General features: G+C 54.8%; 18 protein-coding genes. 2 read left to right on the top strand and 16 right to left on the bottom strand.

All coding sequences use genetic code 11. The annotated features are described in order from the left end of the window. Positions 1-61 precede the first annotated feature (61 nt). The 16 genes from DOLE_RS04755 to DOLE_RS17040 form a co-directional block, all read right to left on the bottom strand. Positions 62-502, bottom strand: coding sequence for a putative toxin-antitoxin system toxin component, PIN family (locus tag DOLE_RS04755; protein ID WP_012174352.1), 441 nt, complete (start codon positions 500-502; stop codon positions 62-64). Continuing rightward, positions 499-786, bottom strand: a complete 288-nt coding sequence (locus DOLE_RS04750; RefSeq protein WP_012174351.1) for a type II toxin-antitoxin system Phd/YefM family antitoxin — start codon at positions 784-786, stop codon at positions 499-501. The genes DOLE_RS04755 and DOLE_RS04750 overlap by 4 nt, the downstream gene beginning before the upstream one ends. Before the next feature lie 186 nt (positions 787-972). Continuing rightward, positions 973-1,836, bottom strand: coding sequence for a DUF6544 family protein (locus tag DOLE_RS04745; RefSeq protein ID WP_012174350.1), 864 nt, complete (start codon positions 1,834-1,836; stop codon positions 973-975). Between the two features lie 21 nt (positions 1,837-1,857). After that, entirely contained in the window at positions 1,858-2,703 is an 846-nt protein-coding gene (locus DOLE_RS04740) for a CPBP family intramembrane glutamic endopeptidase (RefSeq protein ID WP_012174349.1), read from the bottom strand. Between the two features lie 472 nt (positions 2,704-3,175). Beyond that, the gene (locus DOLE_RS04735; protein ID WP_083766521.1) at positions 3,176-4,135 is read right to left on the bottom strand and encodes a DUF4238 domain-containing protein; all 960 of its coding nucleotides are present in this window, start codon (positions 4,133-4,135) and stop codon (positions 3,176-3,178) included. 68 nt (positions 4,136-4,203) lie between these two features. Further along, positions 4,204-5,115, bottom strand: coding sequence for an HNH endonuclease (locus tag DOLE_RS17050; RefSeq protein ID WP_012174347.1), 912 nt, complete (start codon positions 5,113-5,115; stop codon positions 4,204-4,206). A 215-nt stretch (positions 5,116-5,330) separates the two neighbouring features. Then, positions 5,331-5,693, bottom strand: coding sequence for a hypothetical protein (locus tag DOLE_RS04725; protein ID WP_041280355.1), 363 nt, complete (start codon positions 5,691-5,693; stop codon positions 5,331-5,333). 307 nt (positions 5,694-6,000) lie between these two features. Continuing rightward, entirely contained in the window at positions 6,001-6,738 is a 738-nt protein-coding gene (locus DOLE_RS04720; RefSeq protein ID WP_012174345.1) for an ABC transporter ATP-binding protein, read from the bottom strand. 26 nt (positions 6,739-6,764) lie between these two features. Continuing rightward, positions 6,765-7,922 carry an ABC transporter permease gene (locus DOLE_RS04715; RefSeq protein ID WP_012174344.1) on the bottom strand — a complete coding sequence of 386 codons (1,158 nt, stop codon included), beginning with the start codon at positions 7,920-7,922 and terminating at the stop codon, positions 6,765-6,767. 2 nt (positions 7,923-7,924) lie between these two features. After that, positions 7,925-8,500, bottom strand: coding sequence for a DUF2318 domain-containing protein (locus DOLE_RS04710; protein ID WP_012174343.1), 576 nt, complete (start codon positions 8,498-8,500; stop codon positions 7,925-7,927). A gap of 191 nt (positions 8,501-8,691) precedes the next feature. Further along, positions 8,692-9,087: a hypothetical protein gene (locus tag DOLE_RS04705; protein WP_012174342.1), complete on the bottom strand. Its 396-nt coding sequence runs from the start codon at positions 9,085-9,087 to the stop codon at positions 8,692-8,694. Between the two features lie 834 nt (positions 9,088-9,921). Continuing rightward, positions 9,922-10,827 carry a response regulator gene (locus tag DOLE_RS17045; protein WP_012174341.1) on the bottom strand — a complete coding sequence of 302 codons (906 nt, stop codon included), beginning with the start codon at positions 10,825-10,827 and terminating at the stop codon, positions 9,922-9,924. 165 nt (positions 10,828-10,992) lie between these two features. Further along, positions 10,993-11,409 (bottom strand): PaaI family thioesterase, encoded by a 417-nt coding sequence (locus tag DOLE_RS04690; protein WP_012174340.1) that lies wholly within the window; start codon positions 11,407-11,409, stop codon positions 10,993-10,995. 15 nt (positions 11,410-11,424) lie between these two features. After that, a complete protein-coding gene (locus DOLE_RS04685; protein ID WP_012174339.1) occupies positions 11,425-11,976 on the bottom strand; it encodes a class I SAM-dependent methyltransferase in 552 nt (183 codons plus the stop codon). Positions 11,977-11,990: 14 nt separating this feature from the next. Then, positions 11,991-13,118, bottom strand: coding sequence for a DUF4185 domain-containing protein (locus DOLE_RS04680; protein WP_041280353.1), 1,128 nt, complete (start codon positions 13,116-13,118; stop codon positions 11,991-11,993). 11 nt (positions 13,119-13,129) lie between these two features. Next, entirely contained in the window at positions 13,130-14,002 is an 873-nt protein-coding gene (locus tag DOLE_RS17040) for a tetratricopeptide repeat protein (protein WP_052294249.1), read from the bottom strand. A gap of 189 nt (positions 14,003-14,191) precedes the next feature. Here DOLE_RS17040 and DOLE_RS04670 point away from each other — a divergent pair, with 189 nt between their 5' ends. Both DOLE_RS04670 and DOLE_RS04665 read left to right on the top strand, forming a co-directional pair. After that, the gene (locus DOLE_RS04670) at positions 14,192-16,492 is read left to right on the top strand and encodes a PBP1A family penicillin-binding protein (protein WP_012174336.1); all 2,301 of its coding nucleotides are present in this window, start codon (positions 14,192-14,194) and stop codon (positions 16,490-16,492) included. A gap of 79 nt (positions 16,493-16,571) precedes the next feature. Continuing rightward, on the top strand, positions 16,572-16,955 hold the full coding sequence (locus tag DOLE_RS04665) for a tetratricopeptide repeat protein (RefSeq protein WP_167320837.1): 384 nt from the start codon (positions 16,572-16,574) through the stop codon (positions 16,953-16,955). Positions 16,956-16,957 lie beyond the last annotated feature (2 nt).

The following is a 16,957-nucleotide window of genomic DNA, read 5'->3' as shown; positions in this document are numbered from 1 at the left end:
ATTTTCGTCCACCAGGCGCGGTAGACGCCTGAAACGGCCCACGGACAAAGCGGGTTCACAATCACCCCTGGGGATGGGCCTGCCCTGTGCCCTCATTATGTTTTCTGAAAAACTCGATAAATTCAGCAGGCGAAAATATGGTGACATTCTGCCGAACCGCTTTGGGAAAATGTTTTTTGTTCCCTGTTATTATGCATACCGCCTGCCCGGCAATGGCAACCTCAAGAAAGGGCTCATCATCCGGATCCGGCAGCCTTTTTCCCAGTGGCGCGCCGAAAACCACCTGGCCCGTTTGTTTCAACCAGGCCAGAAAGGTGTTCACATCCTGCATATCAAATTGGAACCTGGGTCTCGCCAGGACATCCTGGTATTCAAGAAATATCCTTGAATCATATTGAACCGTAAGCACGCCGGCCGAAATCAGGCGGATGATCTCGCCGTTTGGCCCATACGGTGTAAGAAGCCCGGAAACCAGCACGTTTGTATCAAGCACGATTTTCATTTTTTCCGCCGGGAGCGAACCGACTTGATTTCATCGTCGATTTCACCTGTGGAAATTTTATCCGTTCCCTTTCGCACGGACTCGTGCTGAATGGCATTAACCGCCTGCGTTGCCCTTGCCTGGCGAAAGGACGACAAAACCAGTTCGAGGTTGTCCTCTGTTACGGATGAAAGAATGGCAATCGGCCTGCCGTTACTGGTAATCACCATATCTTTCTGGTTCGGCAGCTCTTTCCAGATAAGCGAAGACTTGGCTTTGAGATCTCTGACACTTAAAAATTTCATGATATCACCTCCAAATTGAGTCCCAATTGTATATTCAAATGAGACTCAATACAAGAAGATTCTTCGGAACATCCGTGGCCCCCTCCAAATCGGGATCGGGATCGAAACCCCCGGGAGCGCCGCACCCCAGTGCGGCACATGCGGCCGGACTAGACGTCCCAAAAAACCTTCATGCCGGCGGCATCATCATCGGGCGTCCCGACTTCCGAATCGGTGTGAAGGAAGCGGAAAACGAACAGCAATGACCTCGGCTTTAAAGAAGGCGAAATAGTCGTCCGTGCCGAACATATTTCCCGCCTCCACATTAAAGGGAAGGCGAAAGCCTTGAACTTCACGGAAATCAGACAGTTTGCCACCAAAAGGTTGCAGTCGATGCACTTTATCAGGATTCGCATCGCTCCATCGCATGAAATGAACTTCAATTGGCCGGCCCTCGCCGTCAACCGTCACATCTACAGCCTGTGACAGTCCCAGGTGGCTTACCGTGGCGCGAGCGGTGTGATCATCCACCGATTCCCAGGCAACGCCCGGGCCCGGCAGCAGGGCGGCAGGGGTCCAGAAAAAAGCCTCGGCAATATAGCGGCCGAACGCTGACCGCGTGTGGTCCGAATCGCCTCCCATCCGGGCAACGGGCAGCAAGCCGAAAATGCGGAACCGCGTCCACCGGCCGGAATCCGAGCCGGAAACCGGTATGACACCCGGCAAACGAAGCTTCCAGACAAAACCCGATGGAGCGGCAAGAATCTGCTTTGCGTCCATCTGCTGATAGGTTGGGTTTTCTCGAGAACCCAGGCTGAACTGCCCGCCCATATCGATTTCAGCCACTGTCAATAAAGGCGTGCCGGGCGCAATGGCAAAGTTGAAGAATCGCCTTGCCGGCTCGGGCAAATCGGCAACCATCATCGGATCATATAAAGACGGGTTTGCCGGCTGCAAATCGGCCAGCCGCGCCCATTCCGCCTGCTCGGCACGCTCATCCCAGAGGCGAAGCACCAGCAGTCCGAACAGCGCAATGCCCAGCGTTCCGAAAATTAAATACACTAAAATCATAGAAAGCGCATTCCGTCTTCTTTATATTTTTCGGCCGCATTTTGCGCCCGGAACGACCTCTGTTACTGATTGTTCTTTTGTGAACATGTCCTTCCGGTGGAACCAGATGATGAGGGATGCAGCAACGATCAGCAGGTATGTGTCGTAGGGCTGTGCGTCCGGGAATATGGGGTTCATGAGCTGAAAGTGGAAAAATGCCGGCAACAGAATGCTGCCACGGGCGTAATTGAACAGTGCGGTGACAATGACGCTTATCGCCAGGCATCCGGCGAAGAATGCGGTAAATGACCACTCGCTTTGCTGGGTTCCGCTCAGGAGGAAGGCCGGTAGATGCCACAGCCCCCATATTGCACCAAGGATCAGCCCGGCCCAGACTGGCGCGAACTTCCTTTGGAGAAGCGGAAGGGCGATTCCCCGCCAGCCAAATTCTTCGACAGGGCCTTTGATGGCTGCAAAGAACAACGCCACGAACAAGGCCTGCGATGAGGCGAATGGAAACGGATCCGTGAAAAGATTTCCCCGCATTGCGGAACCGGCAACAAAGATGACAGGAATACCGATGATCAGAAAGGCATACCAGGCAGCGCTGCAGCGCCAAAGCAACACCCGTCCCAAAAAGCGCCGCACCCCTGCAAGACCACTGTTCCAGGCAACCACAGCAAACGCGGCAATTGCCGGCGCATACACGGCAAGGTAAAAGAGCGGGTGGTTGCCCGTAAGTTGGCCAAACACCGATACCATTTTTTCCGGAAGAAAAATGTATAAACCAAGAATCCCCCAGGCCAGGCCAAAGGAGATCAGCAAAAATGGTATGAATGAGCCAAACGGAACCCGGTGTGCTGCCCGTACTGTGTTGGTTGAAGACATGTTCTTCCTGTTTTATGGTTGACGATCAAGCCCAGCCGCGCTGCTTTTTGTGGGTAAGACCACCGCACACGCCTGGGAGCGCCGCACCCCAGTGCGGCACCTGCGGCCGGTAGTAAACGTGAGAAAACTTTCATGCCAGCGACATGGGCGTATGACGCTGCCAACACATTCAGCTTGGCCTTCGGATACCCTCGCGCAAACGCTTTTTTCGGCGCGGGCGATTATGTAGGGGCGAACCTGTGTATCTGCCCTATTGATGGGTAAACACGCAGGTTCGCCCCTACAGTATTTGCCCACTTTTTCCGAAAAAGCCATTCTCGCTCGGCGGCGCTGCAATGGGCGGAGTTTACCATTGATGCCCGGCCTGGCAAGTTCCTTTGAGTGCACGTCGGTGTAAGAAAAGGTTTGCTGTTAAGAAAAGTATGATGTCCCCGGAATTCCGCCCGGAATTCCGCTGAATCATACTTGTCGTTTAAATCTGATGTTCAGTGTCGGTTTCTTTTTGAATTTTCTCCCAAGAGTCATCCGGTTCCTCGCCAGGATCAAACCAAAAATCATTTTTCAAATTTCTGTTAACGATAAAATATTCATCTGCATGGAATCTTGTTCTTCTGTTAAGTTCATCAACTACCCCATTATGAACATCAATATATCCACTACAGTCAGAGTGACTTATGAGTATAGTTTGTTTAGGTGATACAGGGAGCGTTATCTCAAGAGTAGTATCCATTAATGCTGGGGCACGATAAAATGGAGGCCTTTTATAGGCCTCTGGGTCATACCATACACACGGGCTGTCGGATGTTATAAATCCTGGGATACTATTAGTGCATAATATCGCCAAGCTTAATTTCATTAGCCTCGGTGTGAGGTTAGATATCATAACCGGTAGCATTTTTTGGAGAGGATTTTCGTATAATTCCTTTACTTGCGAACAATCTAAACTTTTATCGTTTTTGCGGGACGATAATGGAGATATTGAAGCCGCACGCCTCTTTTCCTCAGGGGTGGCAGTTTTGGCCCACTCCATCATGTCTTCCATCATTTTGAATGGGCGTTCCCAGTTTTTTTTCCAGTGCTCTCGATTCGCCTTGGTTCTAGATTGAGCAGCAGAAACAAAAGCACAAACAAAAGTTTGCTCTTCAATAGTTAATTCTATCCTTTTTCGAAGTTTTGTTCTTCTAATTCTTGCAAACTTTGTTTCTAACTGTTGAAGGCCATGCTCAAGGATTAGGTTGCGTTCACCCTTTGCTCCCTTGATTGTATACATGTCTGTTTCATAAAAAATATTTTCCGGTGCCTTACGTTTTACGTCTATCCCGTCAAAGGAAAACATCCAGACATATGGAGTCATTTTTTGGGGACATTCTGGGTCACACCAAGCTTTAAGGTAAGAGCTTGGTATAAAATGTTGTTTCTTATGCTTAGACATTGGATACTGGTCCTACACTGAACAGTGATTATACGTCGTGACGTAAAACGTCCATTCACGGGTGCTTTTTAGTTCTGCTTTATTAATTTCGCCATTTCAACTTCAAGTTTTTCCTTGTTGGCCCCGAAATGCGCTTCTCGATGATGCTTTGGGCAAAGAGCTATTACATTTTCAACAGTATCTTCTCCTTCGTCAGCGAGGGCAATTATATGATGTGCTTCTAAATAATAGTTTTGACCATCAGACATTAAAAATCCTTGTTCCCCACAATACTCACAGCGACCTTTAGCACGCTTAATCACAAAAGACCTGATTTTGGGGTCTCTTGAGTATGAAGGTGACATCCGAGATATTTTCTCTGGCTCAGAAATCCCTGGTGGATAAGCGTTTAGGTCGTTTATTGCGTCCGTAGATGGCAATTGATTTTCTGATGATTTGAGGAGGTCTATAGAATATTTTTTTACAATATTGACCAGCTCTATTTGCCGGTCACCCTTTGCGGTTATGTAAATGCTTGGAGAAGCTCCATTCCGCGTGAGTGATTCGTCAACTGCGACAGCTTCTTTTACGACGCTACCAACTTGATTAACAGAAAGAATATAGGCAGCCAAAGGCTTATGGCCATCATTGTCTGCGGCCAACAATAAAATGTGGGTTGCACCTCGGTCGTTAGCACGTTTTGTTTTTTCAAGCACGACCCCTACAACTTCATCTGCAGTCTGAGCGCGATCTTCTTTGCCTGGAAATGCCATCTGGACAGCGCAATTTCCTGAATTGCCTGGTTTCCAGGCGCATTTTACCCAAACAACAAGTGAAGGACCGGATATAGGTTGGACTGTAATCATTTGCATACCACTAACTTTGCGATCTGAAATGATTTCTCCGATATTTTTTAATACAAATGGAGCTAATTCCTTACGCATTGAAGTTTCACGTGAATTGCTTTCTGGACTTCTTGCATATGGAGTTCTTTTAGTCATACAAAACACTCCAAGTTTTATTGTGCCAGTTCCTGTAACCGAATGCCGCAGGCAGCGCGAACGCAGGTGGCCCCGGCAACTGGTTGCCGGGGTGTAAAACACAAGAGGCGGCTTGTTTCTTCATACAAATTTTTGGGGGCAACCTGACAGGCCTCTTGCCCTTCGGCCACGGGCAACGAGTTGCCCGTGGCACCCCTTTGGTTCGGCCCCGCCGATTATTCTGTTATCCAATAGTTTAATGTAACTCCAAGTATAGCGCCCAGCACTGCAACCAAGACAGCCAACCGGACAATTTGCTTATGCCGTCTCGTATTAATTGTTTCTTGATCATATTGTTCCTGTAAGGTCAGGCACTCACTTACATTGATCGCATACCTGTCTTTGCCTTCATGGGGGCCCACATAATAGCAATATTTCTGACCAAGATTATGCTGGGTCATGTTGAACTCGCCTTCAGAAATACCAAGAATCGCCATCATTTCCTGTTTATAGAAATGCGGATTCAAATTCCCTGATTCATTCGCGTAATTAATCAATGCCCTTAAAAACTGTTTCCGTTTAGTATGCGTATCTTTCATCCTCAATACCGTCTTTCCTAACAGTGATTATACATCGTGAAGTAAAGCGTCCTTCCCCCGTTTTTCTTGGATACTAAAATTTACCTTATTGAAATGTCAACATAAAAACTTGATAAAGATAATGTAAAGGAAGGGGTCGGAAGGGAGAGCAGGGTTTTGCCGCACTGGTGTGCGGCGCTCCCGGGGTGGGGTGCGTCCGGGGTGTGGTGAAAAGATTTATCAAACGAAGGGGGATGGCAGCGCGGGCGCGTTACGCCCGCGCTGCCATCCTTCCTTTTTTTACATGGGCTGCAATGCAGCCGGCAAATTATGCATAGCAGACATTTTCCCGGCCAAATACAAATGACGGGCTCACCACTTCAATGGGGCGTCGCCCTTCGGAGACCAGCCTTCCGTCGGCCAGGGTCATGACGCGGCCGGCATAGGCCGCGCACTCCGCGCTGTGGGTCACCATTACGATGGTGGCGCCGTTTTCATTGAGGCGGCACAGCAGTTTCATCACCTCGCCCGTGTTGCGGGAATCCAGGTTGCCGGTGGGCTCGTCCGCCAGCAGGATCGGCGGATCGTTGACAATGGCCCTGGCCACGGCCACCCGCTCGTTTTCGCCGCCGGATATCTCGGAAGGCAGGCGTTTCCACTTGTTCTCAAGCCCCACCACGGAAAGGGCGGCACGGGCACGGGCCTGCTTCTCCCGCCGGTTCATATCCGTGGTAGTCAACGGCAGCATCACGTTTTCCAGGACCGTCAGATAGGGAATCAGGTGAAACCGCTGGAACACGAAGCCCAGAAACTCCCGCCGAAAATCGGCCTGTTTTTCCTGGGAAAGGCCGTACACATCGATGCCGTCCACCAGATACCGTCCCGCGCTGGGTGTGTTCATGGCGCCCAGCACGGACAGCAGTGTCGATTTTCCGGCGCCGGACTCTCCCATCACACCGACAAATTCTCCGGAATCGATTGTAAAATTCATGTTTGAGACAGCCGCGACCTGTGAATCCCCGCTGCCGTAGATTTTTGAAAGATGCTCAACAATTATATGACGCATACCATCCTCCGTATGTTGAAAAAGGGTTACAGGGAACGCAGGGCCCGGCTGGGATCCATTCTGGCGGCCATAAAAGCGGGATAGGCGCTTGCCGCCAGGCCCACGGCCATGGCCATCAGCAACGCCCCTGCCGCCAGGGTCGGGTTCAGCAGAACCGTGGCCGCCTCTTTTTTCGCTAACAGCAGAAAGCCCAGCCGGGTTGCGCCGTATCCAAGCAGGTAGCCGAGGAGACCGCCGATTGCCGACAAAACAGCGGCTTCGATAAACGTGATTTCCATCACATCTTTTTTCCGAAACCCGATGGCCCGGAAAATGCCGATCTCCTCCGTGCGCTCGCGAACGCTTCCCATCATGGTCACCAGCACCACCAGCCCGCCGATAAGGACGACAATGCCGGAAATCAGGTAGGAAAACCGTTGAAAATGGCTAAGGGTTTCCATTCGGCCGCGAACGACCTGCTGAATGGCCATGGTTTTGGCGTCCGGCAGTTTTTCGGAGATCTGGGCCACCATCTCTTCAACCGGGCAGGCATTGCACAGGGCCGCCACCTCCACCATGGAGACCACGCCCGGTTTATCCAGAAGCACCTGGGCCGTGCCCATGGTTGTAAATATCAACTGGTCGTCCTGGGACCCGGTGGGCGCCAGAACCCCGGCAACGCTCATGGCCCGGCCTTTTATGGAGACCGGTTCATGAATACCGAGGCCGAAGATCCGGGCGGTTTCGGCGCCCAGCAGCACTTCGTCGGGACCGGGCAGGGCCCCGGAAACCTTCCACCAGGGTTTTAATATTCGGGTGGCGTCAAAATCAATTCCGGCCAGAAGCACATGCCGGTTTTCAATCTCCACGCCGCCCAGCACCACCGGCCCCACGGCGGCGATGCTGGCCGCGTCCTTGATCGTGGCAATACCGGCCAGGTCGGACTCCCGTATCTCCCGGGTTTCAAAAGCCACCCCGCCAAGGGTCATGCCGCCATAGGTCAGGGCCAGGTTGTCGGTTTTCGGCACAATCAAAATATTGGCGCCGTATTTTTCAAGCTGGTGGTTGATGTTGTGGGTCATGGCCGTAACAAAACTGATCAGCCCCACCACCGTGGCCACGGCGATCACCAGGCCCGCCAGGATGAAAAACGACTTGCCCTTGCGTCGCCACAGGTTCTTTACCGCGATATCCTTGAGTGTCATGGCTACCTCCCGCTTTCAAAATTAAAGTATCCGGCACCGGCAAGAATATCCGCGGTGTTTATGACCACCTGGCCGTCCTGCACGATCCGCGCAAGAGGAGCCGGGTTGCACCCGCCCTGGACTTCGTTGATCTTTACCGAGGCAAACCGGCGGCCGCAGTTGCCGCACACCATGTTGTCGCCTTCCTGGTAATATCCCCTGCCCTCGGGCCAGCACACGTCGCATGCGTCAAACGCGGCCCGGATCACGCCGTCGGCGCTTTGCAGGACAAAGTACCGGATGGTTCGGCCGCCTTCCGTGTAATCAAAATGACGGGCCTTGCCGTCGGCAAACTGGGCGGCCGGGTAGGCGACGGCCCGGTCGGCCGCTTCAGCGGGGGCCGGGGCAATGGACAGCGTCTCCTGCCCGCCGCCTTTCACCCGGTAAAAACCGGCGGCCAGCAGAACGATCAGGACCACACAGGCAACAGCAAACAGGAGGGGCTTTTTTTCGTTGCCAGCCAGAACCCGTGCTTTTTTCTCCGAATGGTTGTTGTTTTCCGTTCTATCTTTTATTTTTGCTTTTTTTGAAGTTCCCATCTTATTTATCTCCTTTTTTGTCCCGGCTGGAAAAAGCTTCTGTCAAACCGGGAGAATTCGAGTCTTTTACCGGCTTGCAAATACAGGAATCCCTGTTTTGAGCCAGGCCTGTTCAGGCGGTGAAGAAAAATCCTCTGCCGCCGGTACCGGCGTTATGATGACGTGCTATCGAAGGGGAAAAACGAAAAAAATCAAAAAAGAAGCGCGGCGTGCTGTAAATAGAGGGGAGGTGCTTTATAAAAATGCGGCAAGGCCGCTGTGAGGGGCGCGGGGGTGGTGGCATGGGTCAGGGCATCGGAAAGGGTGCCCGGGGCCTTGCATACGACAAACCGGGTTTCCGGTTGTTCCGCTGAAGGCAGAAAAGACTGGACGGCCAGAAACGGGGCCGCTGAAACAATCTGGCAGGCATCCTCCGGGCCGCCGGCACAGCAGCAGCCCATGGGATCCGGGGCCGTGTGCGATTCTGCCGGACGGGCCGTTGTACAGCAGCAGCCGGCCTGGTCACACTGGACAAAAGGCACGGCCGCGGCGGAAATCGTGACGCCGGTCAGAAGGCACAAAAGCAGTGAGAAAGTTTTAAGTTGCATGGCATATACCACAATGTAGTAGTTGATTAACTATAGGCATGGGCCGGACCAATGTCAAGCAATTTTTACGCAGCGCCTTGCCGGCCGGCGCCGTGGAAAGGCTGGAGTCGAAAAGGAGGGCAGGTTTTTGCCGCACCGGGGTGCGGCGCTTGCGGGGCGTTCCCCTTTGTCATCGCCGGGCTTGACCCGGTGATCCAGAATAAGATAGACCCTGTTCCGCATAAACAAGGAAACCAGCCAATTTTACGCTGGATTACCCGGTCAAGCCGGGTAATGACGACTACGTGGGCCGTCACCCTCGGGCTTGACCCGAGGGTCCAGAATCAAATTGGCCCCATACCGATAAATAAGGAAACAAATCAATTTTACACTGGATTACCCGGTCAAGCCGGGTAATGACGGGTGCGGAAACAGGTCAATTTTACACTGGATTGCCCAATCAAGTTGGGCAATGACGGGAGGCGTACAGGCGAGCCATCAATGGGCGCCGTGGACCGGATGGGGGTGAAAGGGAGTGCAGGGTTTTGCCGCACCGGGGTGCGGCGCTCCCGGGCTTCCCCTTTGTCATCGCCGGGCTTGACCCGGCGATCCAGAATAAGATAGACCCTGTTCCGCATAAACAAGGAAACCTGCCAATTTTACACTGGATTACCCGGTCAAGCCGGGTAATGACGACTACGTGGGCCGTCACCCTCGGGCTTGACCCGAGGGTCCAGAATCAAATTGGCCCCATACCGATAAATAAGGAAACAAATCAATTTTACGCTGGATTGCCCAATCAAGTTGGGCAATGACGGGAAGCGTACAGACAGGCTATTAATGGGTGTCCCAGGCCTACCGCCGGGGGTTGCGCAGCAGGGCTTGCAGTTTGCGCGGTCCCTCGTCGGCGGTGAGGGGTTTGATAACATACCCGGCAATACCAAGGGCTCTGCACTCGGCAATCGCGTTCCGGTCGGAGATGGAGGTGCACATCACAATGGGCACCTTCTTGTCCGCCAGGCGAATGCGCTGCAGGGCCTCGAACCCGGTCATTTCCGGCATGACATAATCCAGAAAAATGATGTCCGGCCGCTCGGTTTCGTTCATTTCCACGGCCTGCCGGCCGTTGGCCGCCTCCAGGGTGTTTTCGTAGCCGATGGCTTTTAAGTATTTCTTGACCACCGACCGGCTGAACGCCGAATCATCCACGATCAGAATTTTTCCGTCCTTTGGAATGCCGCCCGATTCAGCGTCCGCGTTGTCGTCCCTGTTTAAAATATAATTAAAATAAAACCGGCCCGCGTCAATGTGAATAGGAATGGAGATGACCTCGCTGGCATGGGCCAGAAGGGAGTTCAGGTTTTCCGTGTCGGTGATAAAGTAAGGGGGATCAAAGGTGATGCCCAGGTTCTTGTCGGACAGAAACCGGGTGGCGTTGCCGATGATGGTGTTGCCCCACTCGGCCAGGGCCACCTGCATCTCTTCGTTGATCTCTTCGTGCTCATCGATTTCAGACAGCATGTGGTGCCGCAGGCGGTTGCCGATGGTCAATGCGGTTTCAATATATTTATGCAGCAGGATGACGCCGTTGATTTTGCCCCGGGTGGGCGCGGCCACGGCATATCCCTTGAAACGGAACTTCTCCACATCGTCTAAAAACGGGTCACCTGAACTGGCGGAAAGCCCGCACATGGCTTTCAGGTTCCGAATGGTTTCATCAATAAACGGCGCAATGGTCATCAGCTGGAGGTCGGTCAGCATAAGTCTCCCCTATTCTGTTCGGTTGAAGACAAAAGTCTTTTGGATTCCAAATAGTATACTCCGTTTTTCCGCTCTTGAAACAAAAAATTCCGCCGTCCCGGACAGGCAGGCCGGATGCATCTTTAATCTCATAAAGCATTGGCGGGGTTCTCCTGGTATCCATGATTACACCAGGGGCATTTTCATGAGCCGGTAGGTGCCCTGGCCCATGGCCAGGACAGCGCCGTCCGCATCGCTGATCGTGGAGTGGATAAAGCTGATCCGTGTTGTCTTTGACACCACTTCGGCCCGGCAGGTGAAAAACGCTCCCCGGGCCGGGCGGGTGTACTGAATGTCCGCGTGAATGGTGGTGCAGGAGCCGAATTCCGGCTGGCCGGAAATGGCGGCCCAGGCCATGGTGGTGTCCATCAGGGTAAAAAGGACCCCGCCGTGGGGCTGGCCGGCAAAGGGCCAGCACATGGCCGGCGCGGGTTCAAGCCGGGCCGTGACCATGCCGTCCTGCGCCGTTTCAATGCGAATGCCGATGGCCGTGTAAAGCGGGTTGGTGTTTACCTGTTCAATCAGTTTGCCGTCAAATTCCATGAAACCTCCTGGTGCTTATTTTTTGACAGCCGCCAGCGATGCCAGCCGGCTGGTTCCCTCGTCCGTGGTTTTTTGCGTCTCTTCATAATACAGAATATGCAGGGGCGCAAACGCGTAAAGCAGTTCGTTTTCCGCCAGGCAGAAATCACGGGACCGGCGATGGCCCCTGCCGGAAGGAAAATCGATATAGGTTTCAAAAATCAGGACCCCGCCGGGCGCAAGGCCGTCCATGATCCAGGGAAACAGCCGCCGGTTTAAAAACAGAATGTTTGCAATCAGGGAAAAGCGGTTTTCCGGAATCTCGAAAACATCCAGGTCCGCGCACACCGGAAGAAGGTTGGCGTGGGCGCCGGCCATTTGAGCAAGGCCTTTTTCGGCAATGTCCACGGCCACCACGTCAAACCCCTGTTCGGCGAGAAAAACCGAATTGCGGCCGGTACCGGCCCCGATATCAAGGGCCATGCCGGGTTTTGCCAGCGAATAGAACCGGCGGACGATGTCCGAGGGTTCGGCGGTCCACTCCCGGTCCGTATATTTTTTATTCCACCGGGTACGATCCTCGTGCATGCAGGCCCTCTTTCTCAACGGCGTTGTTCGGTTGTATCTCCTGTGATCCGGCCCTTGAGCAGGACGGGAAAATAGAGGGCCATGTCGGAAAAGATGCGATCAAAATCGGTGGTGTTGACCACGTAGGAAAACACCATGTCGGCCCCGGTCAGCATGGGGTGGGACTTTCCCGCATAGATCAGCAGGTCCGGGCCGCCCTGCTCGGGCGGAGAAAAAAAGCAGGTCGCGGAAGACCATGGGCCGGTGAGCGCCGGCGCCGTGGAAAAGGCAAGGCAGGGGTTTAGAAAATCACCGGTCTGCACCCGCAGGTAGCGCTGCATGCGAGGATGGTATTCAACGGTAAACTCCATCTGGCCTTCTTTAAAAACAGGCGTTGGCCGCGCCTTTCCTTTCCGCATGTCCATCCCACCCGCCGTGCTCTCGGCCCACCACTGGGGACTGGTAAGGGTTCCGGCCCGGGCCGCGGCCTCGGGCCAGCGCACCATGTAAACATCCCGGTTGCCGCCGTCCGCGGCAAAAACCTGTAAAAATCCGTTTTCCAGCATCGGGGTGCCGGCACCCACAACAAAGCCCTGCTGCTGAGGGCTGATCAGCCAGGTCAGGTTCCAGCGGTCCGGTGCATCCCGGGGGTTGTCGATCCAGGCGGCCTTCCAGCCGTCTGCCTCAAAGCCCAGCGCATTGTCAGCGGCCCGGACCACCATCAGAAACACCAGCAGGCGCTTGCCCAGCAAAATACCCGAGGCGGGCCAGTACCAGGTATCGCCACCTTTATCGAAAAAAGCGACAGGCCGGCCCGCTTTTGTTTTCCAGGCAAACTGCATTGAGGCCGCAGTGGGGTCATAACCGGTCTGAACAGCAATGGTGTTTCTCACCAGGGCCGAGGACGACCGGGTCCCGGTGCGGGCCGGGTCGACAAAGCTGTCGCCGAACATCCACAGCACCCGCCCGTCTCCCAGGTCCACGGATGTGGCGCCGTCACCGCCCAGCCACCGGGGGTCTGAATGAAAAATCGCCCCGGCTTCGGGCCAGGGTTCGGCCTGGATGCCCCATGCCGGGGCATCGGCGCAAAAGCCCGCCGAAAAGGGCCCCGACAGAAAAACAAACAGAAAAAAGACAAAGAAAAAATTGCGCGGTTTTGTCACTTTGCGGCTCTCTATAATCCGTTTCGTCCGGAGTGTTCCCGAAGCCATTTGACGGCCCGGCCATTGCCCAGGGCGGCGGCCTTTTCAATATCCCGGCGGCCCGCCTCCCTGTTCCCGGTCTTCAGGTAGGCCATGCCCCGGCCGAACAGGGCGCCCCGCATTTTCGGCTCCACCTTCAGTGTCTGGTTGAAATCGGCAATGGCCTCATGATACCGGTCCTGCTCCATGTAGGCCATGGCCCGCTCAAAATAAGCCAGGTAGGTCGGGTTGCCGGCAATCACGGTGTTTAATGCTTCAATGGCCTCTTTTGTCCTGCCGGTCTGACGCATCTGCACCGCCTTTTCATACAGGCCCCAGGCATCCAGGATGCCCTGGTGGGCGCCGGCGTCCTGGTTTAAGCTGAGCAGGTCGGACTGGAGCTGCTCCATGCGGGCCTGCATCTCCCGCATCTGTTCTACAGACTCTTCGTTGATGGTCCGCAGCTTCTCAATATCCGCCATTTTGCCCTGGGTGTTGCGCATGGCATCAATGGACCGGGCAATCTCATCGGGGTCGGCCACGATCCGGGCGGTCATGGCATACTGCTCGCCGTTCCATTGTTCATCCAGAATTTCCAGTTTCACGATGCCGGCGGTAATGGCCGTCACCGTGTCCTTTGCGATCTGAAAATTCTGCACCTCGGTGCGGCTCTCCAGGTAGACCCCGATTTTTTCCAAAAGCAGCCGCTTGACCTCGATCAGGGAAACGGTGCGGCAGGTGAGCTTGCTGTCCGACTCGCCGGCGTTGTATGCGTAGGTTTCAACAAACGTTTGTGACGCGGCCATGCCGGCCGGCGGAAGGCCCGTTACCAGCAGAAAAACAATGATGACCCGCAAAAGCACCATGGTGTGACCTCCTGTGACAGGGACGCATTTTAAAACCATGCGGAATGATCCCCAAACTATATACCAGCAAAAAGCGCGGTGCAAAGAAGGAAATTCGACCGGCGCTTCCATCTTCCTTTTCATCGGCAAATATAATAAGGTAAAACAGCCTTGATCAATAAAAACCGGTTTATCTTTTTCAGGACTCAAATGTTGTCCCTGCTTAAAAAACTGATCCTCATCAGCGGCGTTCTTCTGGTACTTGCGACGGCGACAGCCGGCGGATACTGCTGGTACCTGTCCGGTCATATCGAAGAGCGCTTTGCCGGCAGAAAATGGGACATCCCCTCCACCATCTATTCAGACACCACACCCCTGTTTCCCGGCAAACAGATCGACCTTTTTGCGTTTGAAAAAAAATTAAAGAACCTGGAATACCGGAAAACAACAGGCCGGCCTGAAAAACCAGGAACGTACCGCCTGGTGGACACGGGCGTTGAAATTCATTTCAAGGACCTGCATTTGCCGGGCAATATCCGGGAAGGCTTTCCGGCCCGCCTGGAGATCAAAAACCGCCGCATTCACAATATTCGCCGGATGGACACGGGCGAGGCCCTCCCCCTGGTGGAACTGGAACCGGAAGTGATCATGCAGTTTTTCGGCAAAGAGCGGGAGCTGCGGCGGGTGGTTTCCATTTCCCAGGTGCCCGAGTACCTGGTCCACGCGGTGCTGGCCGCCGAAGATCACCGGTTCTATACCCATTTCGGCGTGGACCCCGCCGGTATTCTCCGGGCCGTGGCCGCCAACATTCAGCATGGCGGCATTCGCCAGGGCGGCTCCACCCTGACCCAGCAGCTGGCCAAGAACTATTTTCTCACGCCGGAGCGGACCTTCAGGCGAAAGCTTCATGAGCTGTTCATCGCCGTGACCCTGGAGATAAAATACAGCAAGGATCAAATTCTTGAGATCTACCTGAACGAAATCTACCTGGGCCAGAAGGGGTCGGCCTCCATCAACGGGGTGGGCCGGGCCGCTGACTTTTATTTCGGCAAACCGGTGGAGGACCTGACCCTGCCCGAATCGGCCATCATCGCCGGCATCATCAAGGGCCCCAACCTTTTTTCGCCCTACACCCACCCGGACAGATGCAGGGACCGGAGAAACCAGGTGTTGGCAGCCATGTTTGAATCCGGCTGGATCACCGAAGACCAGCTGGCCGAAGCAACGGCCCGGCCCATTGAAACCGTGGGGTTTGAAAAGTACCGGCGACAGGCCCCCTATTTTCTGGACTATGTATCCGCCCAGCTGGAAGCCCTTTATCCCCAGACCACGCTTTCCAGCATGGGGTTTTCCATCTACACCACCCTGGACCCCGAGGTCCAGTCCGCGGCGGAAACGGCCCTTGCCAGCGGCCTTGCCCGGCTGGAAGCAGACCTGCCGGCGCTCAGAAGGAATGATCCTGAAAAAAAGCTTCAGGGCGCCGTGGTGGTGATGCAGCCGAGAACCGGCAACATTCTTGCCATGGTGGGGGGCCGGGACTACGCAACCAGCCAGTTCAACCGGATCACCCAGTCCCGCCGCCAGCCCGGAAGCTGTTTCAAGCCCATTGTCACGGCGGCCCTGCTGGACCTGTTCAAACCCTCGGACCTGCTGGCCAACCGGAAGACCACTTACCTGATAAACGGCCGGGACTGGACCCCGGAAAACTTCGGCGAGATTCCGGGGGACACCATTTCGGTGCGGGACATGCTGCGGCTCTCCTGCAACCGGGCCGCCGTGGACATGGTGGTGCGCGGCGGGCCGGACACGGCGGTCAAACAGATCAGCCGGTTCAACTTCTCAACGCCGATGCAGCCCTATCCTTCTATCGCCCTGGGGGCCTTTGAGGTGATCCCATTAGAACTGGCCCGGGCCTATTGCGCCTTTGCCGCCGACGGGGTGTTGCCCTTTCCCCTGTCGGTTCGGGACGTGATTGATGAAAACGACAACCAGCTGGTCCGTCGTCACATGGATATCCAGGCGGTGCTCTCTCCGGCAAAAGCCTTTCTTGTCACCTCCATGCTGGAATCCGTGGTGACCGGCGGAACCGCAAAATCCCTGAAAGAAAGGGGTGTCGATTTTTCCCTGGCCGGCAAAACCGGCACCACCAACGATTACAAAGATGCCTGGTTTGTCGGCTATACCCCCGATTTCCTGGCCCTGGTCTGGGTGGGGTTTGACAACGGGGATTCGATCTTTTCCACCGGGTCCGGGGCGGCCCTGCCCATCTTTGCCGACCTGGTCAACGCCATGCCCGGGTATGTTTCCAACACCCCGTTTACTATTCCGCCAGGTGTGGTAAAAAGAAGGGTATGCGGGGACAGTGGCGAACTGGCGGTCTCCGGCCGGTGCCCGGCGCCCTACGATGAATATTTTCTGGAGGAAAACCAGCCGGTGGCCAAATGCCGGCTCCACGCGGGGTCCGGCGTGTTTAAAAGGATGTTTGATGGATTCAGGGGGCTGTTCGAATAACAGGCGGCGTACTTTTTGCCGGGTGTTTGCCCTGGTTGCGGCAGTGCTCTTTTTTTCGGCCTGCGCCCGGGTTGCCATTATGCCGGAGCCGGAGCCGGACACCGGCCTGCCCGCCCCTGCCCTTACCTCTCCCGGTGATCCTTCGGGCGCGGCACCCGACGCCCGGATGGCGGCGGCCCACAGCCTGACCGTGGAGGGATACCGGCTGTTTGAACAAAAAGATTATGACGGGGCCATCCGGACACTGGAGCGGGCCGTGGGCATCAACCCGGCCGACGGGCCGGCCTATTTTTATCTTGCCGAAGCCTGGCTGCAAAAAGAAAACCTCGCCCTGGCGGCCCGGTTCAACGAACTGGCAACCCTCTATCTTCGAAACAACCCGGCCTGGTCACAACAGGCCGATCATCAGAAAAAACGGATTAAACAGAAAAGCATCGAAACCGGTGCCGGAAGCACCTCCTGACA

The sequence above is a fragment of the Desulfosudis oleivorans Hxd3 genome, from assembly GCF_000018405.1.
Classification (GTDB): domain Bacteria; phylum Desulfobacterota; class Desulfobacteria; order Desulfobacterales; family Desulfosudaceae; genus Desulfosudis; species Desulfosudis oleivorans.
This window is presented reverse-complemented; position numbering and strand designations above follow the sequence as displayed.